The organism is Lentzea sp. HUAS12 (assembly GCF_024125735.1).
GTDB classification, from domain to species: Bacteria; Actinomycetota; Actinomycetes; order Mycobacteriales; family Pseudonocardiaceae; genus Lentzea; species Lentzea albida.
Genome location: NZ_CP099738.1, coordinates 5,823,988 through 5,850,477, shown reverse-complemented (window position 1 = coordinate 5,850,477; position 26,490 = coordinate 5,823,988). Strand labels below are relative to the sequence as shown.

Annotated in this window: 26 protein-coding genes, 1 tRNA gene, 1 other RNA gene and 1 pseudogene; 19 read left to right on the top strand and 10 right to left on the bottom strand. The window is 69.6% G+C overall.

What is annotated here, in order from left to right:
- Window positions 1-9 precede the first annotated feature (9 nt).
- From ftsX to ND450_RS26535, 3 genes are read left to right on the top strand one after another with little or no spacing between them, the layout of a single operon-like run.
- On the top strand, window positions 10-912 hold the full coding sequence (ftsX, locus tag ND450_RS26545) for a permease-like cell division protein FtsX (protein ID WP_089921821.1): 903 nt from the start codon (window positions 10-12) through the stop codon (window positions 910-912).
- A 30-nt stretch (window positions 913-942) separates the two neighbouring features.
- On the top strand, window positions 943-1,419 hold the full coding sequence (smpB, locus tag ND450_RS26540) for an SsrA-binding protein SmpB (RefSeq protein ID WP_089921822.1): 477 nt from the start codon (window positions 943-945) through the stop codon (window positions 1,417-1,419).
- Window positions 1,419-2,246, top strand: coding sequence for an amidohydrolase family protein (locus ND450_RS26535; protein ID WP_253321340.1), 828 nt, complete (start codon window positions 1,419-1,421; stop codon window positions 2,244-2,246). Before smpB ends, ND450_RS26535 begins: the two co-directional genes overlap by 1 nt.
- Here the strand turns inward: ND450_RS26535 and ND450_RS26530 are convergent.
- Window positions 2,231-2,872, bottom strand: a complete 642-nt coding sequence (locus tag ND450_RS26530; protein WP_253321339.1) for a response regulator transcription factor — start codon at window positions 2,870-2,872, stop codon at window positions 2,231-2,233. The genes ND450_RS26535 and ND450_RS26530 overlap by 16 nt on opposite strands.
- On the bottom strand, window positions 2,860-4,098 hold the full coding sequence (locus ND450_RS26525; RefSeq protein ID WP_371927416.1) for a sensor histidine kinase: 1,239 nt from the start codon (window positions 4,096-4,098) through the stop codon (window positions 2,860-2,862). The genes ND450_RS26530 and ND450_RS26525 overlap by 13 nt, the downstream gene beginning before the upstream one ends.
- A gap of 121 nt (window positions 4,099-4,219) precedes the next feature.
- Here ND450_RS26525 and ssrA point away from each other — a divergent pair.
- Window positions 4,220-4,596: a transfer-messenger RNA gene (gene ssrA, locus ND450_RS26520) on the top strand.
- Between the two features lie 204 nt (window positions 4,597-4,800).
- On the opposite strand, the gene ND450_RS26515 is transcribed toward ssrA, so the two are convergent.
- Window positions 4,801-5,724 carry a saccharopine dehydrogenase NADP-binding domain-containing protein gene (locus ND450_RS26515; protein ID WP_253321337.1) on the bottom strand — a complete coding sequence of 308 codons (924 nt, stop codon included), beginning with the start codon at window positions 5,722-5,724 and terminating at the stop codon, window positions 4,801-4,803.
- Between the two features lie 71 nt (window positions 5,725-5,795).
- Between ND450_RS26515 and ND450_RS26510 the strand changes: the two genes are divergently transcribed.
- Both ND450_RS26510 and ND450_RS26505 read left to right on the top strand, forming a co-directional pair.
- Window positions 5,796-6,722: a GlxA family transcriptional regulator gene (locus ND450_RS26510; protein ID WP_371927415.1), complete on the top strand. Its 927-nt coding sequence runs from the start codon at window positions 5,796-5,798 to the stop codon at window positions 6,720-6,722.
- A 28-nt stretch (window positions 6,723-6,750) separates the two neighbouring features.
- Window positions 6,751-8,163 (top strand): amino acid permease, encoded by a 1,413-nt coding sequence (locus ND450_RS26505; protein WP_253321335.1) that lies wholly within the window; start codon window positions 6,751-6,753, stop codon window positions 8,161-8,163.
- Here ND450_RS26505 and ND450_RS26500 read toward each other — a convergent pair.
- The 3 genes from ND450_RS26500 to hrpB are packed head-to-tail and all read right to left on the bottom strand — an operon-like array spanning window position 8,148 to window position 11,160.
- Window positions 8,148-8,750 carry a hypothetical protein gene (locus tag ND450_RS26500; protein ID WP_253321334.1) on the bottom strand — a complete coding sequence of 201 codons (603 nt, stop codon included), beginning with the start codon at window positions 8,748-8,750 and terminating at the stop codon, window positions 8,148-8,150. The genes ND450_RS26505 and ND450_RS26500 overlap by 16 nt on opposite strands.
- Complete coding sequence (locus ND450_RS26495; protein ID WP_253321333.1) at window positions 8,747-8,911, bottom strand: hypothetical protein; 165 nt, start codon at window positions 8,909-8,911, stop codon at window positions 8,747-8,749. The genes ND450_RS26500 and ND450_RS26495 overlap by 4 nt, the downstream gene beginning before the upstream one ends.
- A complete protein-coding gene (gene hrpB, locus ND450_RS26490) occupies window positions 8,893-11,160 on the bottom strand; it encodes an ATP-dependent helicase HrpB (RefSeq protein WP_253321332.1) in 2,268 nt (755 codons plus the stop codon). Before hrpB ends, ND450_RS26495 begins: the two co-directional genes overlap by 19 nt.
- Window positions 11,161-11,209: 49 nt before the next feature.
- Here hrpB and ND450_RS26485 point away from each other — a divergent pair, with 49 nt between their 5' ends.
- The 5 genes from ND450_RS26485 (at window position 11,210) to ND450_RS26465 (ending at window position 15,822) form a co-directional block, all read left to right on the top strand.
- Complete coding sequence (locus tag ND450_RS26485) at window positions 11,210-12,019, top strand: GNAT family N-acetyltransferase (RefSeq protein ID WP_089921827.1); 810 nt, start codon at window positions 11,210-11,212, stop codon at window positions 12,017-12,019.
- A 50-nt stretch (window positions 12,020-12,069) separates the two neighbouring features.
- Complete coding sequence (locus ND450_RS26480) at window positions 12,070-13,356, top strand: MFS transporter (RefSeq protein WP_253321331.1); 1,287 nt, start codon at window positions 12,070-12,072, stop codon at window positions 13,354-13,356.
- 46 nt (window positions 13,357-13,402) lie between these two features.
- On the top strand, window positions 13,403-14,188 hold the full coding sequence (locus tag ND450_RS26475) for a thioredoxin domain-containing protein (RefSeq protein WP_089921829.1): 786 nt from the start codon (window positions 13,403-13,405) through the stop codon (window positions 14,186-14,188).
- A 272-nt stretch (window positions 14,189-14,460) separates the two neighbouring features.
- Window positions 14,461-14,533 (top strand) — tRNA-Ala (locus ND450_RS26470).
- A gap of 578 nt (window positions 14,534-15,111) precedes the next feature.
- On the top strand, window positions 15,112-15,822 hold the full coding sequence (locus ND450_RS26465; protein WP_253321330.1) for a hypothetical protein: 711 nt from the start codon (window positions 15,112-15,114) through the stop codon (window positions 15,820-15,822).
- A 130-nt stretch (window positions 15,823-15,952) separates the two neighbouring features.
- Here ND450_RS26465 and ND450_RS26460 read toward each other — a convergent pair whose 3' ends face one another.
- The 3 genes from ND450_RS26460 to ND450_RS26450 form a co-directional block, all read right to left on the bottom strand.
- The gene (locus tag ND450_RS26460) at window positions 15,953-16,645 is read right to left on the bottom strand and encodes a bifunctional 2-polyprenyl-6-hydroxyphenol methylase/3-demethylubiquinol 3-O-methyltransferase UbiG (RefSeq protein ID WP_253321329.1); all 693 of its coding nucleotides are present in this window, start codon (window positions 16,643-16,645) and stop codon (window positions 15,953-15,955) included.
- A 2-nt stretch (window positions 16,646-16,647) separates the two neighbouring features.
- The gene (locus ND450_RS26455; protein WP_253321328.1) at window positions 16,648-17,598 is read right to left on the bottom strand and encodes an NAD(P)/FAD-dependent oxidoreductase; all 951 of its coding nucleotides are present in this window, start codon (window positions 17,596-17,598) and stop codon (window positions 16,648-16,650) included.
- Window positions 17,599-17,670: 72 nt separating this feature from the next.
- The gene (locus tag ND450_RS26450) at window positions 17,671-18,273 is read right to left on the bottom strand and encodes a helix-turn-helix domain-containing protein (RefSeq protein ID WP_253321327.1); all 603 of its coding nucleotides are present in this window, start codon (window positions 18,271-18,273) and stop codon (window positions 17,671-17,673) included.
- A gap of 83 nt (window positions 18,274-18,356) precedes the next feature.
- On the opposite strand from ND450_RS26450, the gene ND450_RS26445 reads away from it, so the two are divergent.
- The 6 genes and pseudogenes from ND450_RS26445 (at window position 18,357) to ND450_RS26420 (ending at window position 23,846) form a co-directional block, all read left to right on the top strand.
- Window positions 18,357-19,763 carry an MFS transporter gene (locus ND450_RS26445; RefSeq protein ID WP_253321326.1) on the top strand — a complete coding sequence of 469 codons (1,407 nt, stop codon included), beginning with the start codon at window positions 18,357-18,359 and terminating at the stop codon, window positions 19,761-19,763.
- Window positions 19,760-20,866: an alkene reductase gene (locus ND450_RS26440; RefSeq protein WP_253321325.1), complete on the top strand. Its 1,107-nt coding sequence runs from the start codon at window positions 19,760-19,762 to the stop codon at window positions 20,864-20,866. Before ND450_RS26445 ends, ND450_RS26440 begins: the two co-directional genes overlap by 4 nt.
- 79 nt (window positions 20,867-20,945) lie before the next feature.
- Window positions 20,946-21,471, top strand: a pseudogene (locus ND450_RS26435) (IS5 family transposase); the annotation flags it as partial.
- Between the two features lie 282 nt (window positions 21,472-21,753).
- On the top strand, window positions 21,754-22,101 hold the full coding sequence (locus ND450_RS45875) for a response regulator transcription factor (protein ID WP_305885178.1): 348 nt from the start codon (window positions 21,754-21,756) through the stop codon (window positions 22,099-22,101).
- A 32-nt stretch (window positions 22,102-22,133) separates the two neighbouring features.
- Window positions 22,134-22,847, top strand: a complete 714-nt coding sequence (locus tag ND450_RS26425) for an excalibur calcium-binding domain-containing protein (protein WP_253321324.1) — start codon at window positions 22,134-22,136, stop codon at window positions 22,845-22,847.
- 132 nt (window positions 22,848-22,979) lie between these two features.
- Complete coding sequence (locus tag ND450_RS26420) at window positions 22,980-23,846, top strand: peptidase inhibitor family I36 protein (protein ID WP_253321323.1); 867 nt, start codon at window positions 22,980-22,982, stop codon at window positions 23,844-23,846.
- Window positions 23,847-23,904: 58 nt separating this feature from the next.
- Here ND450_RS26420 and ND450_RS26415 read toward each other — a convergent pair whose 3' ends face one another.
- On the bottom strand, window positions 23,905-25,131 hold the full coding sequence (locus tag ND450_RS26415; protein WP_253321322.1) for a CdaR family transcriptional regulator: 1,227 nt from the start codon (window positions 25,129-25,131) through the stop codon (window positions 23,905-23,907).
- 166 nt (window positions 25,132-25,297) lie between these two features.
- On the opposite strand from ND450_RS26415, the gene ND450_RS26410 reads away from it, so the two are divergent.
- Together ND450_RS26410 and ND450_RS26405 are read left to right on the top strand one after the other, a co-directional pair.
- Window positions 25,298-25,594 carry a hypothetical protein gene (locus tag ND450_RS26410; RefSeq protein WP_253321321.1) on the top strand — a complete coding sequence of 99 codons (297 nt, stop codon included), beginning with the start codon at window positions 25,298-25,300 and terminating at the stop codon, window positions 25,592-25,594.
- 12 nt (window positions 25,595-25,606) lie between these two features.
- Window positions 25,607-26,449: an NYN domain-containing protein gene (locus tag ND450_RS26405; protein ID WP_253321320.1), complete on the top strand. Its 843-nt coding sequence runs from the start codon at window positions 25,607-25,609 to the stop codon at window positions 26,447-26,449.
- The last annotated feature ends 41 nt before the right edge of the window (window positions 26,450-26,490 follow it).

Here is a 26,490-nt window from a genome sequence, read left to right as displayed (position 1 = left end):
CCGCCCCCGATGCGTACCAGCTTCGTGTTCAGCGAGGTCATCACCGGACTTCGCCGGAACGTCACGATGACGATCGCGATGATCCTCACGACCGCCATCTCGCTCGGGCTGCTCGGCGGTGGCCTGCTCGTCGTCCGCATGGTCGACAAGATGCAGGCCAACTACGCGGGCAAGCTCGAGGTCTCCGTGCTGCTGACCAACGACGTCAGCGCCAACGACAAGGACTGCACCCAGCAGCCGTGCGCGGGTCTGCGCTCGCAGCTGGAGCAGACGTCCGGTGTCGAGACAGTGGTGTTCCAGAACCGCGACGAGGGCTTCGAGCGCTTCAAGCGCATCTTCGAGGCCCAGCCGGAACTGCTCAAGCTCGCGCGTCCCGAGGCGATCCCCGCCACGTTCCGCGTGAAGCTCGAGGACCCGGAGCGCACCGACGTCATCAAGCAGGCCTTCGAGGGCAAGCCCGGTGTGAAGGGCGTCGACGACCAGGGCAAGTTCCTGGAGAGGTTCTTCGAGGGCCTCAACGGCCTTCGTGACGTCGCCCTGATCCTCGCGCTCATCCAGGCGTTCGCCGCGCTGCTGCTGATCTCGAACACCATCCAGGTGTCGGCGTTCACCCGCCGCGTCGAGGTCGGCATCATGCGACTGGTGGGCGCGACCCGGTGGTACACGCAGCTGCCGTTCCTCATCGAGGCGGTCGTCGCGGGCATCATCGGCTCGGTCACCGCGGTCGCCGGCCTGGTGCTGTTCAAGGCGTTCTTCCTCGACCGGATCACCAGGAACCTCACCGAGTCGGGGATCATCCCGCCGATCGGGTACCTGGACATCCTGATCGTGTCGCCGTGGCTGTTCCTCGTCGCCATCGTCATCTCGGCGACGACCGGCTACGTGACACTGCGTCTCTACGTGCGGCTTTAAGAGTTTTGCCGACCACTTAGACTGGTTGTCATGGTCAAGGAACGCGGGCAGAAGGTCATCGCGTCGAACCGCAAGGCTCGGCACGACTGGTCCATTCTGGACACCTACGAGGCGGGCATTCAGCTCGTCGGCACCGAGGTGAAGAGCCTGCGCATGGGCCGGGCGTCCCTCGTGGACGCCTTCGCCCAGGTCGACGACGGCGAGATCTGGCTGCACGCGCTGCACATCCCGGAGTACGTCGCGGGCACCTGGACGAACCACGAGGTCCGGCGCAAGCGCAAGCTGCTGCTGCACAAGAGCGAGATCGAACGGCTCATCGGCAAGACCAAGGAGTCGGGTCTGTCGCTCGTGCCGCTGCAGATGTACTTCAAGGACGGCTACGTCAAGGTCGAGATCGCCCTCGCGAAGGGCAAGAAGGCCTACGACAAGCGCCAGGACCTGGCGAAGCGCGACGCGAACCGCGAGATCGCGCGTGCGCACGGACGGGCGTTGAAGGGCCGTTACTGATGGCATTGGTGGACGTCCACGTCCACTTCATGCCGCAGAACGTCCTGGACAAGGTCTGGGCGTACTTCGACCGCGTGCGCGAAAGCGGTGTCGACTGGATCATCTGGTACCGAACTGACGAGAACGCCCGGCTCACCGCACTGCGGGAGCTGGGCGTCTCCGCGTTCGCGCCCCTGCTCTACCCGCACAGGCCCGGGATGGCGGAGTGGCTGAACGCGTGGGCGGCCGACTTCGCGGTCCGCGTGCCCGAGGCCGTTCCGACCGGCACGTTCTACGCCGAACCCGGTGCCGAGGCGTACGTGCGCAAGGCCCTGGAGGCCGGTGCGCGGTGCTTCAAGTCGCACGTCCAGGTCGGTGCCTACGACCCGCGTGACGCCCTGCTGGACGGTGTCTGGGGCCAGCTGGCGGAGGCCGGCGTGCCGGTGGTCGTGCACTGCGGCGACGGGCCGATGCCGGGTGAGTTCACCGGGCTGGACGTCTTCGAGGAGGTGCTCCGGCGGCATCCGCGGCTGACGGCGGTCCTCGCGCACGCGGGCATGCCGAACTACTCAGGCGCTTTGGACCTCGTGGAGCGCTATTCGAACGTGCACGTCGACACGACGATGGTGGGCGTTCCCTTCTCGGAGGCCATGGTGCCGTTGCCGGCCGACTGGCGTGCGCGCGTCGCGGGGCTTGCGGACCGTGTGGTGCTGGGGTCCGATTTTCCGAACATCCCGTACCCGTACGACGTGCAGATCGACGCCATCAGGTCGTGGGGTCTGGACGCCGCCGCCCTGCAGATGGTGCTGCACGACAACGGCGCCCGACTGCTTCAGCTGTCCAGGTAGGCGAGGACGGCGCGCACGCGGCGGTGCTCGGAGTTCGACGGCTCCAGGCCGAGCTTCGCGAAGATGTTGCCGACGTGCTTCTCGACGGCGCCGTCGGAGACGACGAGCGCGGCGGCGATGGCCGTGTTGGACAGGCCCTGCGCCATCAGCCCGAGCACCTCGCGTTCGCGCGGCGTCAGCTTGTCGACGGGGCTCTTCTTGCTGCGCACCATGAGCTGCGTGATCACCTCGTGGTCGATGCTCGTGCCGCCGTCGGCGACCCTCCGCACCGCGTCGACGAACTCCTTCACGTCCGCGACCCGTTCCTTGAGCAGGTACCCGACGCCGCTCGCGCCGCCCGCGAGGAGCTCCACGGCGTAGCGCTCCTCGACGTACTGCGAGAGCACCAGCACCGGCAGGCCGGGGTAGCGGCGGCGGCACTCGATGGCGGCCCGCAGGCCCTCGTCGGTGAACGTCGGCGGCATCCGCACGTCCACCACGCACAGGTCCGGCTTGTGCTCCGTCACGGCGTCCAGCAGGTCGTCGCCGTTCTCCACGGCCGCGACGGTCTCGATGCCCTCGTCGGCGAGCAGCCGCTGCACGCCCTCTCTCAGCAGGACCGAGTCCTCAGCGATCACCACGCGCACGGCAACTCCGCTCGAATGACGGTCGGCCCACCCACGGGGCTGACGACGACAACCACACCGTCGATCGTGGCAGCCCGGTCCGCGAGCCCGGCGAGACCGCCGCCCGGCTTCAGCTCGGCGCCGCCCTGACCGTTGTCGGTGACCTCCACCAGCACCCCCGTGTCCACCCTGTTGACCCGCACGGTCGCCCTGGTGCCGTTGGAGTGCTTGGTGATGTTCGTGAGCGCCTCGCCGACGGTGAAGTACGCGGCGCTTTCGACCGCCGTCGGCGGCCGCGGGTCGACGTTGACCTGCAGGTCGACCTCGATCGGCACGCGGGCGGCGAGTGCGGACAGCGCCGCGTCGAGCCCTCGGTCGCCCAGGACCGACGGGTAGATGCCCCGCGCCAGGTCCCGCAGCTCCTTGATGGCGAGCTTCGCGTCCGCGTGCGCCTCCGCGATGAGCTCGGCGGCACCCTGCGGATCGGTGTCCATCTTCGACTTCGCCCGGCCCAGCCCCATCGCCACGGCCACGAGCCGCTGCTGCGCGCCGTCGTGCAGGTCGCGTTCGATGCGCCGGCGCTCCGCCTCGGCCGCCTCCACACCCCGCGCCCGGCTCGACTGCAGCCGCTCCGCCTCGATCGCCAGCGCGTCGGCCCGCGTCGGCCCGAGCATCCCCCGAGCGAACCGCCCGTGCAGAGTCCCCAGCCACCGCGTGCCGAGCGCCGCGAACGGGATCAGCGCCAGCCCGATCAGCGTCACCGGCAGCGCCGACGCGAACGAGTCGATGGTCCAGAACTCGCCCACGACCACCGCGAACGGCGCGTCGCCGATCCAGAACGGCACGGCGATGAACGCCGCCGCGACCGACCACATGGCGACGACCGCGCCGAACTCGAGGATGCCGAGCGGCAGCAGCAGGAGGAGGTAACCGAAGTCGCGCCACGTCGCCGGGTCCGTGAACTGGGACTTCCAGCGCTGCCAGAGCGTGCCCTCCGGCCGGTCGCGGTACGGCGTGGGGATGTCCGTGCGCAACGCCGCCCTGACCCACGCCCGCTCGACCGTCGCGCCGCCCCGCACGACGTTCATCGCGAGCCACAGCAGCGGAAGACCCACCCAGAGGATCGCCGTCGCGAACCCGACCACGGTCAGCACGACCGTGAGGGTGAACCAGAAGATGCCGGTCACCAGGTTGGTCAGCAGGTAGAACCCGGCTGCGAGCGCGTTCGGTTTCCTCATGACGTCCATGCTGTCGTTCCCGCTGGTCAGAGACCATCTGGCCAGCCATCCGGTCGAAGGTGGGGACAGCCCTACCTGCCTCGGGAAGAACTCAGTGGCTGCAGTCGTTATGCTATGCGCACCACTACAAGGGGGTGAACGGTTTCGACTGTGGACGTTGATTCAGGGGAAGCGTGCCGGTGCAGGCGAGAGACCACCGCAAGCGTCATCGCAAACCAATAAGCGCCACGTCTAACGACAAGCGCACCGCTTACGCTCTCGCTGCCTGACAGCAGAGCTAGTGGTTGTCGACCTAGGAGTGCCTTCGGCCTAGTGCTCGGCATCAGCTAGAGGGCTTACCAGCAGTCCCGGTCGCGGGGGCTGTTCGGGAAACTCACAGCGACTGGGCCCGTCACACCAGCTCGTCCGCATGACTGGTGGGGTCAAGCAGAGACATAGCGGACTGCGCACGGAGAAGCCCTGATGAACCGCCACAGGACCCGGGTTCGATTCCCGGCACCTCCACTCCATGGGTGAGCGCTGTTCGCGGACAGCGCTCACCCTTTGTCGTTCCGGGTGTCTTCTGGGGGCCGAGCCCCCAGACCCCCAGCCGGCGGGCTCCGCCCCCGGACCCCCGGGCCGGCTCGTCGCTTCGCGACATCGCGGCCCATCGGGTGTGCGACATCGCGGCCCATCATGGGTTGCGGCGGCGCGCCGATTTTGTGGAGCTTGTCAAGAACTGCCGCTGACCTTGATGACGTCTGCCAGCGAGCTCAGGAAGTCGGGTGCGTCGAACATCTTGCCCGCGGAGGCCACGCCGGTCGTGGTGAAGCGGCCGGACAGGAGGCGTTCGGTGGCTTCTACGGCCAGAGGGGCGCTCACGGCGTAGATGTCCTTGCCCGTCGCGGTCAGGCGGCGTTCCTCGCCTGCCCGGTGGACTCGGACGTCCACCTCGAAGGTCTCGGGTTCCTGGCGCACTCCTGCGGCGGCCAGGCCGGTGGCGGCCGTGGTGGCCATGTGGTCGGTCACCGTGGCGATTTTCAGGTGGCTGGGGATCGTGACGACGTCGGCCATCGAGAACTCGGCGATCACCTCGCGGGGGCCGTCCGGGAAGTCCCAGTCGAGGGTGGTCGGGGTGTCGTCGTGGTAGGCCAGTTCGCCGTTGTGGAAGCGGACGCGGCGGCCGCCTCGGCGGTCTCGGGAGACCTCGCCCGCGGTGAGGGTGCCCGGGCTGGGTTGCCAGTCGCTCAGGCCGTAGGCGATGTGGGCCTCGTCGGCTGCGGGCCAGTCGGCCATCGCGGTGGTGGTCAGGAGGTCGGCGAGGCCGCCGAAGAACGCCATCGCCGGGACCACCGGGACGGAGGCGCCTCGGGCGAACGTCTCGGCGTTCGCCTCGATCTCGGCCGCCACGTCGACGTACGGGATGCCGGCTCGTTCTGCGGCGGCGATCAGCGGTAGGGCCGTCACGGCGAACGGGCCCGCGGTGTTGATCACCGCTGCGGCGCCGGAGAGGGCTCGGTCGAGGGCCTCCGGGTCGTCGGCCGTCGCCTGGGCCCGGCCGAACGGGAGTGGGGTGTGGCCGCGCTTCTCCAGTTCTGCCAGGACGAAGCGTCCCGTGAGGCCGGAGGCGCCGTAGACCGCGATGTGGTGTCCCATGTGGACCATCCAAGCCGCGGGCGCGGCCCCCGGCCAGTGTCTGGAACGACGAGATGCGTACAGTTTCGGACATGCTGGCGTTTGCCGTGACGGACGGGATGCTGCACTTCGAGCTGACCGCGACGTACGAGATCTTCACCGCCCCGCAGCTCGACTACGAGGTCCGGATCTGCGGTGACTCGCCGGTGCGGGTCGGGCGGTTCACGGTGGAGCCCGATCTGCCGCTGAACGGGCTCGCGCACGCGGACACGGTGGTCGTGCCAGCCATCGATGACGTCGACCGGCCGCTTGACCCGGATCTCGTAGAGGCCGTGAAGGCCGCCCACGGGCGAGGGGCGCGGATCATGTCGTTGTGCACGGGGGCGTTCGTGCTGGCCGAGGCCGGGCTGCTGGACGGGTTGCGGGCCACGACGCACTGGGGGCACACCGACGAGCTGGCCCGGCGGTATCCGCGGGTGGAGGTCGACCCCGACGTGCTCTACGTCGACAACGGGCAGGTGCTGACGAGTGCGGGCAAGGCGGCGGCGATCGACCTGAGCCTGCACGTGATCCGCGGCGATCACGGTGCCGCCACGGCGAACACGGCCGCGCGCCGGCTCGTCGTGCCGCCGCACCGGGACGGCGGGCAGGCGCAGTTCGTGCCGGCGCCGGTGCCGTCGGGGGAGGGGCACCCGCTCACCGAGTTGTTCGAGTGGGTGTCGGCGCGGTTCGACCAGATGATCAGCGTCGAGGACATGGCGCGGCAGGCCGGCATGAGCTCGCGGCACCTCACGCGGCTCTTCAAGGCCGTGACGGGCACCACTCCGCTGCAGTGGCTGCACACCCAGCGGATCCGGCGGGCGCAGGAACTGCTGGAGATGACGGACGACAGCGTGGACCAGATCGCGGAGGCGTCCGGGATGGGGACGGCCACGACGTTGCGCCGGCACTTCCACCGGACCGTCGGTGTGCCGCCGGACACGTACCGCCGCACGTTCCGCCCCACGGGTGGCAGATAGGTTCGGGCCCTGGCGTTAGGTTGTCCTGATGAGCAACGGACAGCGCATCGGGGCGCGGGTGTTGCGGCGCAAGCCGATCGACCAGCTGACTCATCCCGGCAGCGAACTCAAGCGCACCATGGGTGTCGGCCACCTCACGATGATCAGCATCGGTGCCACGCTCGGCACCGGCATCTTCGTCGTGCTGGGCGAGGCGGTGCCGCTCGCCGGACCTGCCATCGTGCTGTCGTTCGTGCTGGCGGGCATCACGGCGTTGTTCTCCGCGCTGTCGTACGCCGAGCTCGCGGGCCTGATCCCCGCGTCCGGGTCCTCGTACTCCTACACCTACGCGACCCTGGGCGAGCTCGTCGCGTGGGTCTGCGGCTGGTGCCTCGTGCTGGAGTACGGCGTCTCGGTCGCGGCGGTCGCGGTCGGGTGGGGGCAGTACGTCAACGAGCTGCTGCACCTCGTGACGGGGCTGCGGATCCCGGACGCGCTGAGCCAGGCGCCGGGGGCGGGCGGGATCGTCAACGTGCCCGCCGTGCTGGTCGTGGTCATCGCGATGCTGGTGCTGCTCGGCGGCGCCAAGGGCAGTGCGCGCACGAACACCGTCCTGGTGTGGGTGAAGGTCGGCGCGCTGCTGATGTTCTGCGCGGTCGCGTTCACGGCGTTCAGGGCGGGCAACTTCGCGCCGCTGTTCCCGTTGGGGCTGGCCGGGATGAGCGCCGGCGCGGCCACGTTGTTCTTCTCCTACATCGGGTTCGACGCCGCGTCGACCGCCGGTGAGGAGGCGAGGAACCCGCAGCGCGATCTCCCGCGCGCGATCATCATCTCGCTGGTCGTCGTCACCGCGCTGTACTGCGCCGTCGCGCTGGCCGCGGTCGGGGCGATGCCGTGGCAGACGTTCGAGGGCACGGAGGCGGCGCTGGCGCGGGTGCTGACGGACAACACCGGCAGCACGATCTGGCCGATCCTGCTGTCGATCGGCGCGGTCGTGGCGATCACGTCCGTGGTGCTGACCGTCCTCTACGGACAGACCCGCATCCTCTACTCCATGTCGCGCGACGGACTCGTGCCGTCGATCTTCTCGAAGCTCAGCCCGCGCACCGGTGTGCCGTTCGCGAACACCGTGATCGTCGGCCTGTTCATCGCCGTGCTGGCCGCGCTCGTGCCGCTCGGATCACTGGCCGACGCGACGAGCATCGGCACGCTGTTCGCGTTCGGGCTGGTCAACGTCGCGGTGATCATCCTGCGCCGCACCGAGCCGGACCGCGAGCGCAGCTTCCGGGTGCCGTTCTCGCCCGTGACGCCGTTGCTGGGCCTGGCCTTCTGCGTCTACATGATGTTCAGCCTCGGGCTGGACACCTGGATCGCGTTCCTCGCCTGGATGGTGCTGGGGTTCGCCATCTACTTCGGCTACAGCGTCCGGAAGGCGCGGCTCGAGGTTCAGGCCAGGGACTGAAGTTCCCTCGCCAGGTTGGCCCGCGCGGCGGCGTCCCACAGCTGCCGCGCGGGCTCGGTCACGAACAGCGCCTCGCGGTCGAGCAGGGTCTCGAGCACCTTCGACCGGCCCGCGCGCCACGACGCGTCGTCGTACCGCGAGTACTCCTGCCGCACGGCGAGGCTGTAGCGGTCGTAGTGCCCGGGCTCCGAGCCGAGGATGGCCAGGTCGGCGTCGAGCAGCACGTGCGCCAGCGGGTCGTCGGACGAGTGCGTGATCGTGGCCAGCACCAACGACTCCACGCGCGCGATGTGCGGTTCCTCCAGGCCTGCCAGGCGTTCGCGGGCCCACACCGCCGACGCGCGTTCGTCCTCGCCGGGCGCGCCCTCGTAGATCACGTCGTGCGCGCAGGCCGCGAGTGCGAGCACCGCGCGCTCCTCCACGGTGAACGCGAACGCGTCCGCCAGCGCCGACGAGTCGCGCACGACCGACACGACGTGGAACGTGTTGTGGTAAGTCCGGTGCGGTTCGGCGTAGCGCTCCATCAGATCGCCCGCGTCCGGTGCACCACCGAGCGTGCGGACCGCGTCGTCCCAGACCCGTCTCACCGCGCCAGCTCCTCCTCGACGACGTCCGCGGCGGCCGCGCTGCCGGCCGCCCGGTGCATCATGCGCCGCATGGCCCCCACCCGCGCGGGAATCGCGGAATCAGTGGCCGGTCGATCCATCAGCGGGCGGACGCCCTCCACGCTCACCTGCTCCTGTCCCACGGGCGCTCCGGCCAGTGGTGCTTGGGGTACCGGCCCTTGAGCTCGCTGCGGACGCGCGCGTAACCGTTGCGCCAGAACGTTCTGAGGTCGCTCGTCACCGCGGTCGGGCGACCGGCGGGGGACAGCAGGTGCACCACCACCGGCACTCCCGCGATCTGCGGGGTGTCGGCCCACTTCATCGCGTCCTGGATGCGGACGGACAGGACGGGCTGGTCCTGCGTGTAGTCGACCTTGCCCTGGCCGATGCGTTCCGGGGCGAGCTTGTCGAACTCCGCCGCCTCCGGCCACGGCAGCAGGCTCCGCAGCAGGGCCACCGTGTCGATCTTCGCCAGGTCGGAGCGCTTCTTCGCCTTGCCGAGGTCGATCGCGCGGACCAAAGCCTCGTCGTCGACGCTCGGCCAGTCGCGGGTCCGGTGCAGGAACGCCATCCGCTCGCGCAGGCGCAGCGCGGCGTCGGGCCACTTGAGCAGGCCCAGACCTTCGGTCTCCAGACCCAGGCGCAGTGCCTGCTGCGACTTGGCGAGGTCGTTCAGCGGGCGTTCGTCGAGGGTGATCGCGCCGAGCTTGCGGACCTCGTTCGCGATGACGTCGCCGCCCCACCGGATGTCGTCCTCGGTGTGCACCAAGGCCTTCGCGGCGGTGACGGCGAGCTCCTCGTCGGCCGGGGCGGCGAGGCGGACGCGACCGTGCTTGCTGCCCGGTTCGCGGTCGGCGATCGCGACCGCCAGCCACTTGTTGTGCGAGTCGGTGTGCTCGACGGCCGTGCCGTTGGCCATCAGGTAGACGTTGCTGTTCTTGGACCTGCGCTTCGCCAGCCGTTCCGGGTAGGCGAGGGCGACGACCAGCGCCGGGTCGCCGTTGCCCGCCGGGTTCGTGCCGAGCTTTTCCAGCTTCTTGGCTTCCTGGCGCCACTTGCCGGGGGACTTGAGCGCCGTCGCGAGGTCGCTGGTGGCGGGGTGCGCGCTGTCGTCGAGCAGCGCCACGACCTCGGCGGCGGTCCGGTTGCCCGCGAGCGCGCTGCCGTCGATGAGGGCGCGGCCGAGCCTCGGGTGCAGGCCGACGTTCGCGATGCGGTCGCGGCGGTCGGGGTCGAGCGCGCCGATGGCGTTCAACGTCTCCTGCGCCGCCTTGAGCGCACCCTCCGGCGGGGCGTCCCACCAGTTCAGGGCGCTGCCGTCCGGGGTGCCCCACACCGCGAGCTCGAGCGCGAGACGGGTGAGGTCGGCGGTCTTGATCTCCGGTTCGGGGTAGCGGGGGAGCGTCGAGTGCTCGTGCTCGGGCCAGCAGCGGTAGACGCGACCGGGCGCCTCACGTCCGGCCCGTCCGGCGCGTTGGTCGGCGACGGCCTGGGAGACGCGGATCGTGGCGAGGCCGGCGAGACCGCGGCGGTGGTCGACGCGCGGCACTCGGGCGAGGCCCGCGTCCACCACGGCGCGGACTCCGGGGACGGTGAGGCTCGACTCGGCGATGCTCGTGGCGAGCACGACCCGTTGGTGCGGGCCGGGTCGCAGCGCCTCGTCCTGGATCCGTGAGTTCAGCTGGCCGTGCAGGATCACGGTCTCCGCGTTGATCAGACCCCTGGTGCGGTTGATCTCCCGGACGCCGGGCAGGAACGCGAGCACGTCGCCATCCACTTCGGACAGTGCTTTGTTGATGGCCCGCGCGACCGTGTTCTCGAGGTGCTCGTTGCGCGTCGGCGGGACGTACGTGATCTCCGTCGGGAACATGCGCGACTCGGACTCCAGGACCGGGGCGTCGAGCAGGTCCGAGAGCCGCTGCGCGGCAACGGTCGCGCTCGTGGCGAGCAGCCTGAGGTCCGGGCGCAGGCCCGCCCTGGCGTCCAGCAGGAGCGCGAGGAGCAGGTCGGCGTCGAGGTGGCGTTCGTGGCACTCGTCCAGCAGGACCGTGCCCACGCCCTTGAGCTCCTGGTCGTGCTGGAGCCGGCGGACGAGAAGACCGCTGGTCACGACCTCGATGCGGGTGTGCCTGCTCGTCTTGCGGTCACCCCTGACCGAGTAGCCGACGGTGTGACCGACCGGTTCGCCCAGCAGGCTCGCCATCCGTGCCGCCGCGGCCCTGGCGGCGATCCTCCGCGGTTCGGCGACGACGACCCTGCCTTCGAGGGCCAGCGGGACCAGTGTCGTCTTGCCGGTGCCCGGCGGTGCCACGAGGACGGCTGCCCCGCGTTCCCGGAGCTGCTCCAGGAGTCGCGGGAGGACGGATTTCACCGGGAGGTCGGGCAGGTCCACGTCGTCCAGTGTGTCAGGGTTGCAGGAGCCCACTGGAAGGACTGCCGCGTTGGTTGACCCGTTGCGAGACCCGGACGACCCGGAGCTGCTCGACCCCTACCAGTCGCGGTCGCTCGCGATCCTGGTGGAAGGGGCGCGGCTCGCGTCCGGCGCCGTCCGGTACGGGAAGGTGGGCAAGGTCGGCAGCGCCGCGGTGGTGGTCAACCGCGAGAACCCGCTGCCGTCCGGCAACTTCGGCTGCGCCCTCGACGGGACGTCGGTCGAGGTCGCGTCGACCCTGCTGCAGCTGGAGCAGACGTTCGCGGACGTGGGGCGCGCGGAGGCCGTCGTGTACGCGTCGCCGACCACTGTGGACGAGATCGAGGGCATTGCGGACGACTCCGGCTGGTACGCGGTCGAGGAGTTGCTGACCGTCGTGCACCGCGGGGCTTCGTCGGCGTCCGCCGAGGTCAGGCGGGCCGTCGACGCGGACGTTCCGGGGATCGTGGAGCTGCTGTCCGACGAGCTGGTCGGGAACCGGGAGCGGTTGTCGCGGTGGCTCGGGCACCGGCTCGACGACCCGAGGTGCCTGGTGCTCGTGGTCGACGACGGTGACCGGATCGGCGGGTTCGCCTCGGGGTTCGCCGAACGCGGTGTGGGCCTCGTCGAGCAGTGCGTCGTGCGTCCGGCGCGGCGTCGGCGGGGTGTCGGGCGGTCGCTGGTCGTCTCCGCCGTGGCCGCGCTGCGGTCGGCGGGCGCGATGCTGGTCGCGTCGCAGGTCGACGAGGGTCCGGGCGAGCGCTTCGCCGAGGCCTGCGGGTTCGTCGCGGCGTATCCGGTGACGGCGTACGTACGCAGGGTTGATGAGCTACTCGACTGAGTTACTTAGTTGCCGCGTGACATATCCTTAGCAGGGCTAAGGGAGGCTTTGTGCGCGAGCGGTTGCCGGTCGAGGTGTGGGTTCTGGTCGCGGCGAGCTTCATCATCGCCGTGGGGTTCGGGATCGTGGCGCCCGTTTTGCCGGTGTACGCGGCCTCGTTCGGCGTCGGTCACACCGCCGTCGCGGCCCTGATCAGCGCTTTCGCGTTCGTCCGGCTGGCGTTCGCGCCGGTCAGCGGCAGGCTGGTCAACCGGTTCGGCGAGCCGCGTGTGTACATCGTCGGCATCCTCATCGTGGCCCTGGGCACGGCGATGTGCGGGTTCTCGACGAGCTACGCCGAGATGCTGTCGTGGCGCGCGGTGGCCGGCGTGGGGTCGACGATGTTCACCGTCGCCGCGCTCGGCCTGCTGATCCGGATCACCCCGGCGCCGATGCGCGGGCGGGCCTCCGGGATGTGGGCCGCGGGCTTCCTCATCGGCAACGTGGCGGGGCCGATCCTCGGCGCCGGGCTCGTGCCGTTCGGGCTCTGGGTGCCGTTCGTGTCGTACGGCCTGTTGCTGTGCCTCGCGGCGTTCGTGGTCTGGTTCTTCCTGCGGCGCTCGACGCTGGTGGAGATCGACAGGACCAACACCGAGACGCCCATGACCGTGCGCGAGGCCGTGCGGCACGGCGCCTACCGGGCCGCGCTGGCGTCCGGGTTCGCGAACGGCTGGGCGGTGTTCGGCGTCCGGATCTCGCTGGTGCCGGTGTTCGTCATCGAGGCCCTGAAGCACAGCCCGGCCGTGGCGGGCATCTCGATGTCCGTGTTCGCCGGCGGCAACGCGGCGATGCTGTTCCTGTCCGGCCGGCTCGCCGACACCCGCGGCCGCAAGCCCGTCGCCATCGCCGGCCTGCTCGTGAGCGGTGCCGCGACGGTCTGGATGGGCTTCACCGGAGACCTCTGGACGTTCATGGCCGCGTCCCTGGTCGCGGGCATGGGCGCCGGCCTGCTGAACCCGCCGCAGAACGCCGTCGTGGCCGACGTCATCGGCCCGCGCGGCAAGGGCGGCCCCGTCCTCGCGGGCTTCCAGATGGTGACGGACCTGGGCGCGATCATCGGCCCGCTGTGCGCGGGCGTGCTCGCCGACTCGTTCGGCTTCGAGGCGTCGTTCGCGATCACCGGCGCCGCACTGCTGCTCTCCGTGCTCTTCTGGTTCACCGCCCCCGAGACGCTGCCCACGCATGAAGAGGAGCACACGGCAGCCGCGGTCGCACCCGAATGCGGCTGCCTCGACGAAAGCGCCGAGATCCCGACCGGCGAACGCGTGGGCGGCAAGCCACGTCACCCGGAAGCGTGATTGCGCGCTCAGCTTTCTTTTAGTTTGTGTCGCTACCCTCGTCGCCGTGGGTGGAGCAGAGCGCAGTGCGCGGAAGAAGAAGCAGGCCGCGCGTGCGGTGGTCCAGGCCCGTTCGACGGGCGGTTCCGATCGCACGAAGGTGATCGCGGGCATCGCCGTCGTGGCGGTCCTGGCCGTGGCGGTCATCGGATACGTCGTCTACGAGCAGATGAAGCCGTCGACATCCGCCTCGGACGCCATCCCCCTGGCCCCCGCGGACCACACGATCTCGGCCCCCGCCGTCCGCGAGGGCAACACGGTGCTCGTCGGCAAGGACACGGCCACCGTCACGGTCGACGTGTACGAGGACTTCCTGTGCCCGATCTGCGGCACGTTCGAGAAGACCTACGGCACCGACATCAAGAAGGCCGTCGAGGACGGCAAGGTCAAGATCCGCTACAACATCCTGCCGATGCTCAACCGCCTCTCGAAGCCCGAGGGCTACTCGACCGAGTCGGCCAACGCTGCCCTGTGCGTGGCCGACGACGGCAAGTTCAACGCGTTCCACGCGGCGCTGTTCAACAGCCAGCCCGAGGAGGGCGACGCCGGCTACACCAAGGACCAGCTCATCAAGCTGGGCAAGGAGGTCGGCGTGACGTCGGCCGGCTTCGAGTCGTGCGTGCAGAACCAGACCTACAAGGCGCAGCTGGACGAGCTGATGTCCAAGACCAGCAACGACCCGGTCCTCCGCGACGCCGAGACGGGCCGGTTCCGCGGCACGCCGAGCGTCGCTGCCGGCGGCAAGCTCGTCGACCTGGACAACAAGAACTGGCTTTCCGACCTGGCCAAGTAAGGCCTTCCGCGCCGGTTGACGCCCGGCCCTGCTTCTCGCGGGGCCGGGCGTTCTGCGGTTGGGGCTCGTCTGTGCCGCGAATCACTTCCGGCTGTGGTGGGCGGAGGCCTGGAATTCTGGCTGCTCCGTGGGAGTGCTCTGGTTGTGGGCACCCGGTCCTACCAGGCTGAACGTGGTTCGGGGACCCCCGATTTTTATCTTGTGGCACGGGTGTTGTACGGTATTGCCACACGAGAACGACAGGGAAACCCGCCGGGAACGTGGACCTTCAAGGGGCTGTGGCGCAGCTGGTAGCGCATCACACTGGCAGTGTGAGGGTCAGGGGTTCGAGTCCCCTCAGCTCCACAATTTGATATAGCGTGCAAATCGCCTGCTGACCTGCGTAAACAGGTTCGGCGGGCGATTTTGTTTTTCCGTCTACTTTGGACAGTTACGCACCGGACTGGAGCAAAACTGGAGCAGGGGCCCGAGAACCCTGAAACAGGGTCACGGTTTTGCTCCAGGATCGGGATCCCGTCTGGGTGAATCTGATCGAGGACTTCTGCTGCGCCGCTGCGGTCATCGGGGCGACCTGCGCCAACGCTGTGCCGGCAGGGGCAGCTCAGGGCCCCTATCGCAGCGTCAGGCCGCTGGGCTGGCGCCCGGCTGGGGTGGCAGCGCACCGCCCGGTCGGAGCGATATTCGCTCGCAGTTCGCCATGGGCCTGGGATCCTTGGCTGGTGCGGTACCCGTCTTCAACCACACCGACTTGGTAGACGTCGCGAGGCGTCATGCCCCTGATGTCCTACTGCCTGTGCTCGCAGGGATCTCGGCTGCGCAGTTCCGCGGACAGGGACAGAGCGGTTGGCCGGGAGCCGTGGGACATCGCGGCGGTGGCTCGGGAGAACATCGCGTCCAGTAACGCGGACCGCGGTCGTGGGCCGGTGACGCACGCCGACCTCGTTCGGATCCGGAACGTCAGCCGAGAGCTCGCCGATCCGTACATCACTGAACGTCGCAACCTCGCCGAGCTCGACCCCTCCAAGCTCGACCGGGACCCCGCGCTCAACTCCATCGTCGTCCGACTCATGTTCCAGCAGGGGCCCTTTCAGCACGTCGATCCATTCGCGGAGATCGCACGCATCTTCGCGGTGCTCGGCCAGGACCTCACCGCGCTGAAGCTGGAGACGGTGGCGGCCGGCTGGAACCCCTTGGGTGGACTCACGCTCGAGAAGTTCGTCAAAGCGGCGTTCCTCGTCATGAGCCAGGCGCACATCTCGTCGGGGCGCTTTGACGTGGCGGTACTCGCTGATCCGGAACTAGAGGAGTACGGCGTCACGGCCGCCGAGGTCCTCCAGGTGTTCCATCACTACTTCGCTGCTGAACTCCTGCCGCTCCACGATCAGGCGAGGACCGGTCGGCACGACGACGACCGGCTGCGTCGGCTCGACTTCAATCCTCTCGCCGCCACGCCGTTCGTGGGACTCGGAGCGGGCGTGTATGTGGCTCCGAGCATGCACCTAGCGGCTCGGTGCATCAGCCTCACCGCAGGGGGAACCGCTTCCTCGAGGTTGGCCGCAACGTCGCACGCATCGCTGCGGACCTCGACAGCCAAGGCGAGTGACCTGCCCTCACCACGCATCGTGGTGGAGTAGTGCATGCCGGAGGTGTCCAGCGTCGGGCGCGGTCGATCGCGTCGCAAATCTTGGTCGGGAAGTTCGCCGCCCCGAAAGGTGGGTTTCGGCGGCTGATCGCGCGTGTGTGATCCATGCCTTCGTCAGCACATCAGGAGATCCCGCGGGAGAGTCGCCGGTCGTGGCTTTCGCGTTCGGCTCGTGCGGAGAAGGGTTGCTCGCGTACGCGCCGCGACACGATGAGGTTGTCGGTGACCGTGGCGGTCTCGCCGTTCGGTCCGGTCGCGACGCGTTCCCGCGCGGCGAGCAGCGACGGCTCCCAGTCGTCGCCGAGATCGAAGGTGGCATAGGTCTGCTCAGGCGTCGGATACCGCGTGTCGCGGTGCGCCCACGACCAAGGAGCGGTGGAGGCGTGGTCGACCACCACCAAGGTCCCGCCCACGCCCATGAGATCTGCCGCGCGGTGGAGGATGCCGCCGCGGCCGATGTTCACCGGGGTGTGGAGGTAGCAGGCGTACACCAGGTCGAACGTGCCCGACGGCTGGGTTCGGGAGAGGTCCAGCTGAATCGCGGTGAGGTTCTTCGCCAGCCCTTCCGCGTCGGCGAGCTTCTGGATGCGGTCGGCGGCGGTCAGGGAGATGTCGACGGCGGTGACTTGCCAGCCCAATGAGGCGAGCCAGAGCGCGTCACCTCCGGAGCCGGCTCCGAGGTCGAGAGCCCGTCCCGGCGCCAGGCCGGACGCGAGGATGAGATCCACCAGGGCGTCGTTCGGCCTCGGGGGTACCGCTGGTGCCTGCCTGCCGGCATGGAGCTCTTCCCAGAACTGCCCGTTCGTGACGTTCATGCTCAGCTCCTGTTCGCTGTGCGAGTGCCGGCGATGTCCGCGAGGACGAGGTCGTGGTTGATCGCGCCGCCTGCCATGGCGCCCGCCCCGATGGACATGGGCACGTTGGCAGCGGGGTTGACGACATTGCCCGCCGCCCAGACGCCGTCCACGCTCGTGCGTCCCGATCCGTCGACCGTGACGAACTCGCCCATCGGTCCGGGCGCGACGGTGGCGCCGAGTGAGCGCAGCAGACCATCGGCCGCGACGAGGGTGGGGATGGTGAAGATGGCGTCGAGCAGCACGTCGGTGCCGTCCTGGAGCCGGACTCCGCGCAGTCGGTCGCCGTTGTCGAGCACCCGCTCGACGAGTCCTTCGGCGATCTCGATGCCACGCGTGCGGAAGTCGGAGAGTTCGTCGCCCTGCGGTGGACCGACGGAGTCGGCCAGGTAGACGATCGAGTCGGACCACTGGCGCAGCAGTTGCGCCTGCCCAGGGCTGCCCGGGCCGGTGGCGAGCACACCTATGCGCCCGTCTCCGACTTCGTAGGCGTCGCAGTAAGGACAGGTCGCCACTCCGCGACCCCACCACTCGCGAAGTCCGGCGATGGCGGGCAAGTCATCGCGCACGCCGGTGGCGACGAGGAGCCGGCGGGCGAGCACTTCAAACCGGTTGCCGTCCAGATCGGTGATCTCGACGGCGAACACGCCCTCGGCGGTCCGCGCTGCGGTGGCGGCGCCGCGGTGAATGGTGCCACGGTACGACTCGACCTCTCGCCGGCCGTCCGCCAGCAGGTCGGCCGGCGAGGTGGAATCTCGTCCCAGAACACCGTGCATCCTGCTGGTGAACCGGTTCCGCGGCTCGCCCGAGTCGACCACTAGCACTCGCCGACGTGCGCGCCCCAGCATGAGCGCCCCGCTCAAGCCGGCGGCACCGCCACCGACCACCACGACGTCCCACATATCCGCGTTCATGTCGGCCAATGTGCCGCGCGGACTCGCCTTCTGCAAGCAGAGTTGCGGATACTGCAAACAGCCGCCGTGCTGTCAGGCGTCGCGGATGTGAAGCTGCTCTCCCTGCGGGCTGAACAGCGTGAGGATCTCCGACGCGCTCTCACCACTTCCGGTGATGCTGTGTGGCTGACGCGTGTCGAACTCGGCGGCGTCCCCCGCGACCAGCGTCGTGACTTCGGACCCGAGAGCCAGGTCGACCGAGCCGCTCAACACGTAGATCCACTCGTAGCCGCCGTGGACAGCCTGCTTCGCGGGTTTGCCGTCGCGACGGGGCGGCAGGACCACCTTGAACGCCTGCACCGGCGCGACCGGACCCGTCAGCGGCAGGTAGACCCGGCCGTGCTTGCGGATCGGCTTCGGGTGGATGCGCGGGTCCCCCGTGGGCGGCGCGCCGACGACGTCGTCGAGGGCGACCCGGTAGATCAGGGCGAGCGGGATCAGCAGGTCCAGCGTGGGCCGGCGGTTCCCGGACTCGAGCCGGGACAGCGTGCTGACCGAGAATCCGGTGGCGGTGGCGACGTCGGAGAGCTTCATCTGCCGTCGCTGCCGCAGCTCGCGCAACCGCGGCCCGACGCCTTCGAGCATGCTCTCGACGAGACCTTCCGGATGGCCGGTGCGATCTTCGCTTGTTTGCATGTTTCGCAACTCTACTTGCTGTCCGCCTCGAAGCGAACGCACTCTTGGCTTCCACACCGATTCGTCTGGAAAGGCTTTGGCTCATGAGTTCGCCAGCACGCGCCGACACCGCGTCCACCACCCGGTGGATCGCGCTCGGGGCCATCACCACGGCGGCGTTGATGGTGGTCCTCGACGCCTCGGTGATCAACATCGCCGTGCCCCGGATGCAGCAGGAACTAGGTCTCAGCGACGCCGCCCGCAGCTGGGCGATCACCGCCTACGCCGTCGCCTTCGGCGGCTTGCTGCTGCTGGGCGGCCGAATTGCGGACTACGCCGGCCGCAAACGAGTCCTGCTGATCTCGCTGACCGGGTTCGCCGTCGCGTCCCTGATCGGTGGCCTCGCCACGGGGCCCGGCACGTTGATCGCGGCGCGCGCGTTGCAGGGCGTGTTCGCCGCGGCGCTGGCACCAGCCGCGCTGTCCCTTGTGGCCGTGACGTTCACCGAGCCGCGCGAACGCGTCCGTGCCTTCGCGATCTTCGCCGCCACCCAGGGCAGCGGCGGAGCGATCGGCCTGCTGCTGGGCGGAGCGCTCACCGAAGCGTTCGGGTGGCGCTGGTCCCTGTTCATCAACATCCCGATCGCTCTGGTGGCGCTCGCCATCGGGCTGCCGAGCATCACCCGCTCCGACTCGCTGGTCGGCGGACGGCACGACGTCGCCGGTGCCGTGCTTGCCACCCTCGGGTCGGCGGCTCTGGTAGGGGCGTTCAGCGTGGCCTCGGAACCGGACGGCTGGACTTCTTCCACGCCGTACGCGCTCTTCCTGGCCGCCGCTGTCCTCATCGGAGCATTCGTGTGGCGACAGAGGCGTACCGCTGACCCACTGCTGCCGGGGCGTGTGGTCGCGGATCGCACGCGCGGCGGGGCATACCTGATGGCGGGCTTCCTGGCAGCCGGCATGTTCGGCATGTTCCTGCTGCTGCCGTACTACCTGCAGGAGGACCTCGCCTACACCCCGCTGGCCACCGGCGTCGTCATCGTGCCGTTCAGCGTCGCCCTCGTGGCGGCCTCCCTGGTCGTGCCCCGGCTCCTGCAGCGGTTCTCCTCCAGGACCGTGCTGATCGGTGGCATCGCTGTCGCGACCGTCGCGATGGCCGGACTCGCCGTGGTGATCACACTGCCTGACGCCCTGGTGGGGATTCTCGTCACCACCACCGTCATGGGCGCCGGGATCGGCTTCGTGTTCACCCCGCTCAACAGCAGCGTCGTCGCGGACGTGCCTTCGGACGACGTCGGCGTGGCGAGCGCCATGTTCAGCGTCACACAGCAGATCGGCGGCGCGGTCGGCGTCGCGTTGCTCAACGGCATCTACGTGGTCAGCGCCGGAGCCGGCGGCGACGTGTCGTCCGCGGCACTGCGGCTGACGTTCTCCGCCGCGACCGTCCTCTACGCCCTCGCGGCCGTCATCGCCATCACCGTCATTCCCGCACCACGAAAGGCAGTTCTGTGAACTCGCGCCCCGAAGCCGCCGTCACCACGACCACCCCGGTCCGGCTCGGCCAGATCACCCTCGCCAACCGGCTGGCGCTGGCGCCGATGACGCGCCGCCGGGCGGACACAGACGGACAGCCGACACCGCGGATGGCCGAGTACTACGCACAGCGAGGTTCCTTCGGACTGGTCATCGTGGAGGGGACCTACCCCAGCGTCGAAGGCCGGGCCTATCCCTTCCAGCCGGGGGTCCTCGATCACCACACCGCCGGCTGGGTACCCGTGACCGAAGCAGTTCACCGGCAGGGCGCGAAAATCGTCCTCCAGCTCATGCACGCCGGCCGGGTGACCCATCCCGACACCACGGGCGTGCCGACCGTCCTCGCTCCCTCAGCCGTAGACCCACAGGCAGGACACGCCCACAACGCGAAGCCCAACCGCCTACCGCAGGCGGCCACCACTGCCGACATCGACCAACTCATCGACGACCACGCCACCGCGGCGAAGCGCGCCATCGAAGCCGGCTTCGATGGCGTCGAACTCCACAGTGCCAACGGCTACCTGCTACAGCAGTTCCTCGCCCCCAACACCAACCAGCGCACCGACCGCTACGGCGGCAGCCCTGCCAACCGGGCTCGGTTCGTCATCGAGGTCGTCGAAGCCGTCTCCGCCGCCATCGGAGCGGACCGAGTGGGCATCCGGCTCTCACCAGGCGCGAACATCCAGGGCATCGAGGAGAACGACCCCGAAGACCTCCTCGCCACCTACACCGCACTCGCCCGTGCGGTCCAGCCGCTCGGACTGGCCTACGTCAGCGTCATCCACCCCGACATCTGCGGAGCACTCGTGCAGCGGCTGAGGCGCGCGTTCGGCGCTCCACTGGTCGCCAACACCGGTTTCGTAGCTGTCACGGACCACGAAGAAGCCCGGCACATCATCGAATCCGGTGCCGCTGACGTGGTCGCCGTCGGACGGGCCGCCATCGCGAATCCCGATCTGCCCGCCCGCTGGCAGACCGGCGCGGAGGAAGCCCTGCCCGACCAGGCGACGTTCTACAGCGGTGGCGACAGGGGGTACATCGACTATCCGCCGTTGAGCGGATCAGTCGTGCAGAGGTCTTGACTTCCAACAGAATGATCTTGGAAACGGTTGATCATTGGCGTGTTGACCTCGGTGTGAGGAGGATGAGCAGCTTCCGTGGATCGTGTCGGACGAGTTGTGGGCGCGGATCGAACCACTGCTGCCGGTGGTACCACGTCGTGCGAACCGTACGGGGCGCAAACGGCTGGATGACCGCAAGGTGTTGTGCGGCATCCTGTTCGTGCTCTACACCGGCATCCCGTGGGAGTTCCTGTCCCAGGAACCGAGGATTCGGTTCCGGCATGACCGCCTGGTGGCGGTTGCGGGACGGGCACCAGGCCGGGGTGTGGCAACGGCTGCACGAGAACCTGCTCGCCGAGCTCGACGCCGCAGGCGCCCTGGACTGGTCGCGGGCGGTGATCAACGGCTCGCACGTCCGCACCCTCAAAGGCGGCCCGAAACGGGTGCGAGCCCGGTCGACCGCGCCAGAACGGGCTCGAAGTACCACCTGATCACGGAAGGACACGGCGTCCCGTTGGCCGTGTTGCTCACCGGGCGGCAACCGCAACGACGTCACCCAGCTGATGCCGCTGATCGACCAGATCCCGCCCGTGCGCGGCAAACACGGCCGGCCGCAGTTCAGTCCTGACACGCGGAGTCTTGAGGTCCGGGCGTCCGATTCGACACCTGGTTGATCATGAACGAAGCCCTTGGTTGATCATTCCTTCTTGCGACAGAGGGAAGATCGCGACCAAGGGCTTCGATGATCAGTGCGCACCACGCCAGCGCGACTGATGCGCTGGGGTGCACGGGGTGAAGTCCCGGTTCCCCATTCCATCCAGAATGGCACAGGTGGAGGCAGCGCCTTCTTCTGCGGGACGGTGCCGTATGCCTCTCGTGCTGCCTGGTGCCCGTCTTCGGCGTGGTCGGTGCAACTGGCGCTCTGGCCGTGGTCAGCGTGCGTCACGTCCTGGTCGGTGTCGCTCGCCGCGGCGGTCAGGCTGGCCGCGGCGGGGGTGGCGCAGTTCGACCCGGCCGCGGCGGCACGGCTGGCGGCGGTGCTGGACAGGTCCGGTGGTGAGCGCGAACCGCTGACCGTGCGCGAGGTCGAGGTGCTGCGGCTGGTCGCGAGCGGGGCGACGAACAAGGAGATCGCCGAGCGGTTGTACCTGTCCGAGGGCACGGTGAAGAACCACATCTCGCGCATTCTGGGCAGGCTCGGACTGCGGGACAGGACACAAGCGGCGCTTTATGCCCAGTCGCGCGGACTTGTGTAACGAGGCGTCGCGATCGCCACGATGTGGCGGCCATGACCGTTTTCACGCAGCTGTCGAAGGCTGCCGCGATCGCGGCCGGCGCCCTGCTGGTGGTGTCCGCGTGCGGCACGCGGGAGCCCACCGAACTCGCGGCCGTCGCCTCCACCGCGAGGACCACGGCCACCACGGCCGTCACCACGACGACCACGACGACCACCCCTCCGCCGGTCACCGTGCAGTCCGTTGTGGACGGTCGGACGGTGGTGCTGTCCAGTGGGGTCAAGGTTCAGGTCTCGGGGCTCGCGGCGCCGGGTGAGTGCTGGGCGGCGTCGGCGACCGACTTCGCGACGAAGAGGCTGGTGGGCAAGGCCGTCCGGGTGGTGGCGTCGGGTCTGCCCGCCGATGCCGTGGTGTCGAGCCTGCGGCTGGTGGGTGGCGGGGACTACGCGATCCTCGCCGTGAGCGAGGGCGCCGCGCGTGCGGCGGCGGGGGCGGGAGCGGCGATCGAGGCCGCGGAGGCGGCGGCCAGGAAGGCCGCGCTGGGCTTCTGGGGACCGTCGTGCGGCGGCCTCGACGTGAAGCCCGCACCCCCTGCGCCCCAGCCCGTGGTCCCGCAGCCTCCGCCACCACCCCAGCCGGCACCGGCTCCCGCCTACTTCGCGAACTGCGCCGCGGCCAAGGCGGCCGGCGCGGCACCGCTGCACCGGGGATCACCCGGCTACCGCGCGGGGCTCGACCGGGACGGGGACGGCGTCGCCTGCGAGTGACCCGGCACCTCACCCGCTGACACTTCGGTGGCCCCCGGTGTCAGCGGAATGTCAGCGCCTCGCGGAATTCTTCGGCCGTAACGAAGATTCCCCTGCACAGGCCGGGGGACCTGTGAGCGAAAAGGGTCGATCGTGCTGAAGAAGTTCACCTTTGTGGCGTTGATGGGCGCGCTGGTCAGCGCGTCCTTCGGTGCCGGTGTCGCCAACGCGGCGACGGAGCGCAACGGTTCCTGCGAGTCGGGCGAGTTCTGCCTCTACTACAACAGCGACCAGGCCGGTTCGGTGTCCGACTTCGCGGGCTCGATCGCGGACTACGGCGACTCGCAGCCGAGCTGCTACGAGTTCAAGAGCGCGGGCAACGGCCAGGGCGTCTGCGTCAAGAACAACGCCGCGTCGGTCTGGAACAAGACCAGCAAGGCCGTCACGGTCTTCTACAACAGCAACTACGGTGGCGCGAAGCAGACGTTCGCGGCCGGCGCCAAGGGCAACCTGAAGGCCGAGCTCAAGAACGAGAACGCCTCGCACCGCATCGGTGACGCCGGGGGCGACCCGGATCCGGCTCCGGGCACCTACCCGGCGCCGGAGGCGAACCCGTACCCGGAGGCGACGGCGAAGGCGCCGAACGCGACCAAGCGGACGCAGTTCATCGACGACCAGATCGCCTCGAAGACCGGCGAGAAGCAGTGCTGGGTGGGCGACTACCGCAGCTACGAGTCGGCGACGAGCAACCACAACACGGGCAACGCGCTCGACTGCACCATCTCGAACGCGATCGGCACCTACCCGACCGAGTCGCAGAAGGCCCAGGGCTGGAAGCTGGCCTACTGGCTGCAGAAGTACGCGTCGAAGCTCGACGTCCGCTACGTGATCTGGCAGGGCAAGATCTGGAGCGTCGCCCGCGCGTCCGAGGGCTGGCGCACCTACACCGCCGGTAGCGGTGTCACCGGTGGTCACTACGACCACGTGCACGTCTCCGTGCAGAACCCGCACGGCGACTGATCCGATCCGGGCGACCCAGAAGGCGAGCGCACTCCGGTGCGCTCGCCTTCGGGGCGTTTCAGGTCCTCAGGTCGTGCACGATCAACGACGCCGAGAGCAGCCTGATGTCGGTGGGGTCGGCGGGGTTGTAGCCGGTGAGCTCGGCGACGCGGCGCAGGCGGTAGTTCAGCGTGTTGCGGTGCAGGTGCAGCTCGTCGGCCGTGCGGTGGCGGTTGTGGTCGCTGTTGATGAACGTCCGCAGCGTGTGCAGCAGGTCCGGGTGCTCGGACAGCCGGTCCATCACGCGTGCCAGGCGCTTGCGGCCGGGGCCGGGACGGCAGAGCTGGTACTCCAGCAGCACGTCGTCGAGAACGTACGCGCCGGGCTGCCGGCCGAGGCGCTGGGCGAGCTCCGCGATGTCGGCGGCCTGCCGGGCGGCGGCGGGGACGTCCTCCCTGCTCTCGGCGGCCGCGATCCCGCCGATCAGGCCGGTGCCGGCGGCGGTGTGCAGGGTGCGGACGAGCTCGGCCGCGCTCTCCAGCTCGTCGTCCACGCCGTCGGCGGTGGTCGGCAGGAGCACCGTGCCGCCGTCGTGGTCCAACGCCGAGAGGGCGTGCTTCGGGAGTTCGGCTCGTAGGCGGCGCACGAGGCCATGAGCGGCGAGCCGTGCGTCGGCGCCATCGGCCAACGGCGGCGCCTCGACGCGCACGGCGACCACGACGTGGTGGCCGGCCAGCTCCAGCCCGATCCGTTCGGCGAGCGGCTCGGCCTCCCTGCCGGTCAGCAGGGCCGCGACCAGCGCCCGGCCCGCCTCGCGGCGTTCGGCGTGCAGGGCCTGCTGCTCGGCGAGGTACGACCCGGCCACCGCGGGCACGGCGACGCTCAGGTACCGCAGCAGCGCGGGCACCGTCGCGAGCAGGTCCGGCACCTCCTCCGGTTCGGCGACGGCGGCCATCGCCTCCCAGCCGACGGTCGCGGCGACGTGATAGGTGCTGAGCACGATGTCGAGCGGAACGCCCTGCTGGGCGCGCCGCACGGCCGTGGCGATCTGCATGTCGAGCTCCTCGGCCGCCGGGGGCCGTTGCTCCCGCAGCGCGCGCAGGAAGACCTGCAGGTGGCGGGTCACCGCCTCGGTGATCTCGCGGTCGACCAGCTGGTGCGGCAGCTGCCGGTAGGTCGCGGATCTGGCGAAGAACGCCTCCAGCACCTTCTCCGCGATGCGGGGGATCTGGGTCGCGGCACGGTCGTAGAGCGGTGCGGCGGGGTCCGGGGCGGGGATGTCGACCACCGCCAGAGGCTTGCGCATCCGGCCGCTCGGGGCGATAGCCCGTTCCGGTCTGGTTGTGTGCACGAAAGAGGGAGCCCAGCGTTGTGCACGTGCCTCAAACGTTTGACCCTATCGAGTGACGGAAGTCGAGGACGGCTCGTGCACGCGGCCAGAATCGGACGTTGTGAGCAGCGTCGAGGAATGCATGAAGTTGTTGCTGCGCCGCGGGTTCAAGCGAAGTGTCGTGCACGATCGGTTCACCTGCACCAACGCCGTGATGTTCAGGAGGGTGTGGCGTGGCACCAACGAGACGGTGCTCGCGCTGTCGGAGACCGAGGCCCTGGCCTACCGCGTGCGGGAGGCCGACGCGGACCCCGCGGACCCGTTCGTCGTGGACCCGGACCTGACGCTGTGGCAGTGCGGCGGCGAGTTCCTGGACGTCGCGGCCCAGCTCCTGGAGTTACCGGCAGCGCCTGGTCACTCGGCGTTCGGGGGAAAGTAGTAATCTCGGCTGGTGGGTGAGACCGTCCGGATCGGAGTGTTCTACGACGGCACGTGGTTCGCCTACCTCAGCGATTTCTACGCCACCGCGCACCCCCGGGGCGCGCGCATCGCCCTCGACGGCCTGCACGACGCGGTGCGCTGGTACGTCCACACCGAGACGGGCCGTCCGCTCGACGAGTGCGTGGTCGCGGAGGCCCACTACGTGCGCGGCCGCATCGACACGCCCGCCGAGTCGTTCGACCGGGCCCTGGCCGCCGCCGGCATCACGCGCCACGACCTGCCGCTGCACAACGGCAAGGAGAAGGGCGTCGACGTCCAGCTCGCGCTGGAGGCGTGGGACAGGGCGATGACGGTGCCGCTGCAGTGGGTGGTGCTGCTGACCGGCGACTCGGACTTCGCGCCCCTGGCGTCCCGGCTGACGGCGCGGGGCGTGCACGTGATCGTGCCGGTGGTCGACATCAGGACAGTGCAGGCGCCTCCGGCGTGGACTCCGCGCACCGCCGCGCCGCTGCGGGCCGCCACGCCGTTCACGCCCGGCTTCGACGCGCTGTTCGCGCCCGGCGACCAGGCCGACTACCCGTTGCGGCGCGCGTTCGTGCGGTCGTCGCAGGCGGTGGCGTCGCCGGTGGGCGCGCCGCGCGGTCGTCGCAAGGGCACCGTGGCCAGCTGGAAGACCGGGCAGGCGCACGGGTTCATCACGGACACGCGCGGCGGGTCGTGGTTCGTCTCGCGCGACGAGCTGCCGTCGGGACTGACGTTGCTGCTCGCGGGCACACCCGTGTCGTTCACCGGGTCGCCCGCACCGATGCCCGGCCGCAAGTACCCGAGGGCGCAGGCCGTCCGGCCCGAATGACATTTGTCATCCGGACCTCGTGACTGGGCTTCACTACTGAC

Bases quoted from the DNA above. Each gene is read 5' to 3' on its own strand.
- ftsX (WP_089921821.1), top strand. From the start codon at position 10: ATGCGTACCAGCTTCGTGTTCAGCGAGGTCATCACCGGACTTCGCCGG.
- smpB (WP_089921822.1), top strand. From the start codon at position 943: ATGGTCAAGGAACGCGGGCAGAAGGTCATCGCGTCGAACCGCAAGGCT.
- ND450_RS26535 (WP_253321340.1), top strand. From the start codon at position 1,419: ATGGCATTGGTGGACGTCCACGTCCACTTCATGCCGCAGAACGTCCTG.
- ND450_RS26525 (WP_371927416.1), bottom strand. From the start codon at position 4,098: ATGGACGTCATGAGGAAACCGAACGCGCTCGCAGCCGGGTTCTACCTG.
- ND450_RS26515 (WP_253321337.1), bottom strand. From the start codon at position 5,724: ATGGGACACCACATCGCGGTCTACGGCGCCTCCGGCCTCACGGGACGC.
- ND450_RS26510 (WP_371927415.1), top strand. From the start codon at position 5,796: ATGCTGGCGTTTGCCGTGACGGACGGGATGCTGCACTTCGAGCTGACC.
- ND450_RS26505 (WP_253321335.1), top strand. From the start codon at position 6,751: ATGAGCAACGGACAGCGCATCGGGGCGCGGGTGTTGCGGCGCAAGCCG.
- ND450_RS26460 (WP_253321329.1), bottom strand. From the start codon at position 16,645: ATGAACGTCACGAACGGGCAGTTCTGGGAAGAGCTCCATGCCGGCAGG.
- ND450_RS26455 (WP_253321328.1), bottom strand. From the start codon at position 17,598: ATGAACGCGGATATGTGGGACGTCGTGGTGGTCGGTGGCGGTGCCGCC.
- ND450_RS26450 (WP_253321327.1), bottom strand. From the start codon at position 18,273: ATGCAAACAAGCGAAGATCGCACCGGCCATCCGGAAGGTCTCGTCGAG.
- ND450_RS26445 (WP_253321326.1), top strand. From the start codon at position 18,357: ATGAGTTCGCCAGCACGCGCCGACACCGCGTCCACCACCCGGTGGATC.
- ND450_RS26425 (WP_253321324.1), top strand. From the start codon at position 22,134: ATGACCGTTTTCACGCAGCTGTCGAAGGCTGCCGCGATCGCGGCCGGC.
- ND450_RS26415 (WP_253321322.1), bottom strand. From the start codon at position 25,131: ATGCGCAAGCCTCTGGCGGTGGTCGACATCCCCGCCCCGGACCCCGCC.
- ND450_RS26410 (WP_253321321.1), top strand. From the start codon at position 25,298: ATGAAGTTGTTGCTGCGCCGCGGGTTCAAGCGAAGTGTCGTGCACGAT.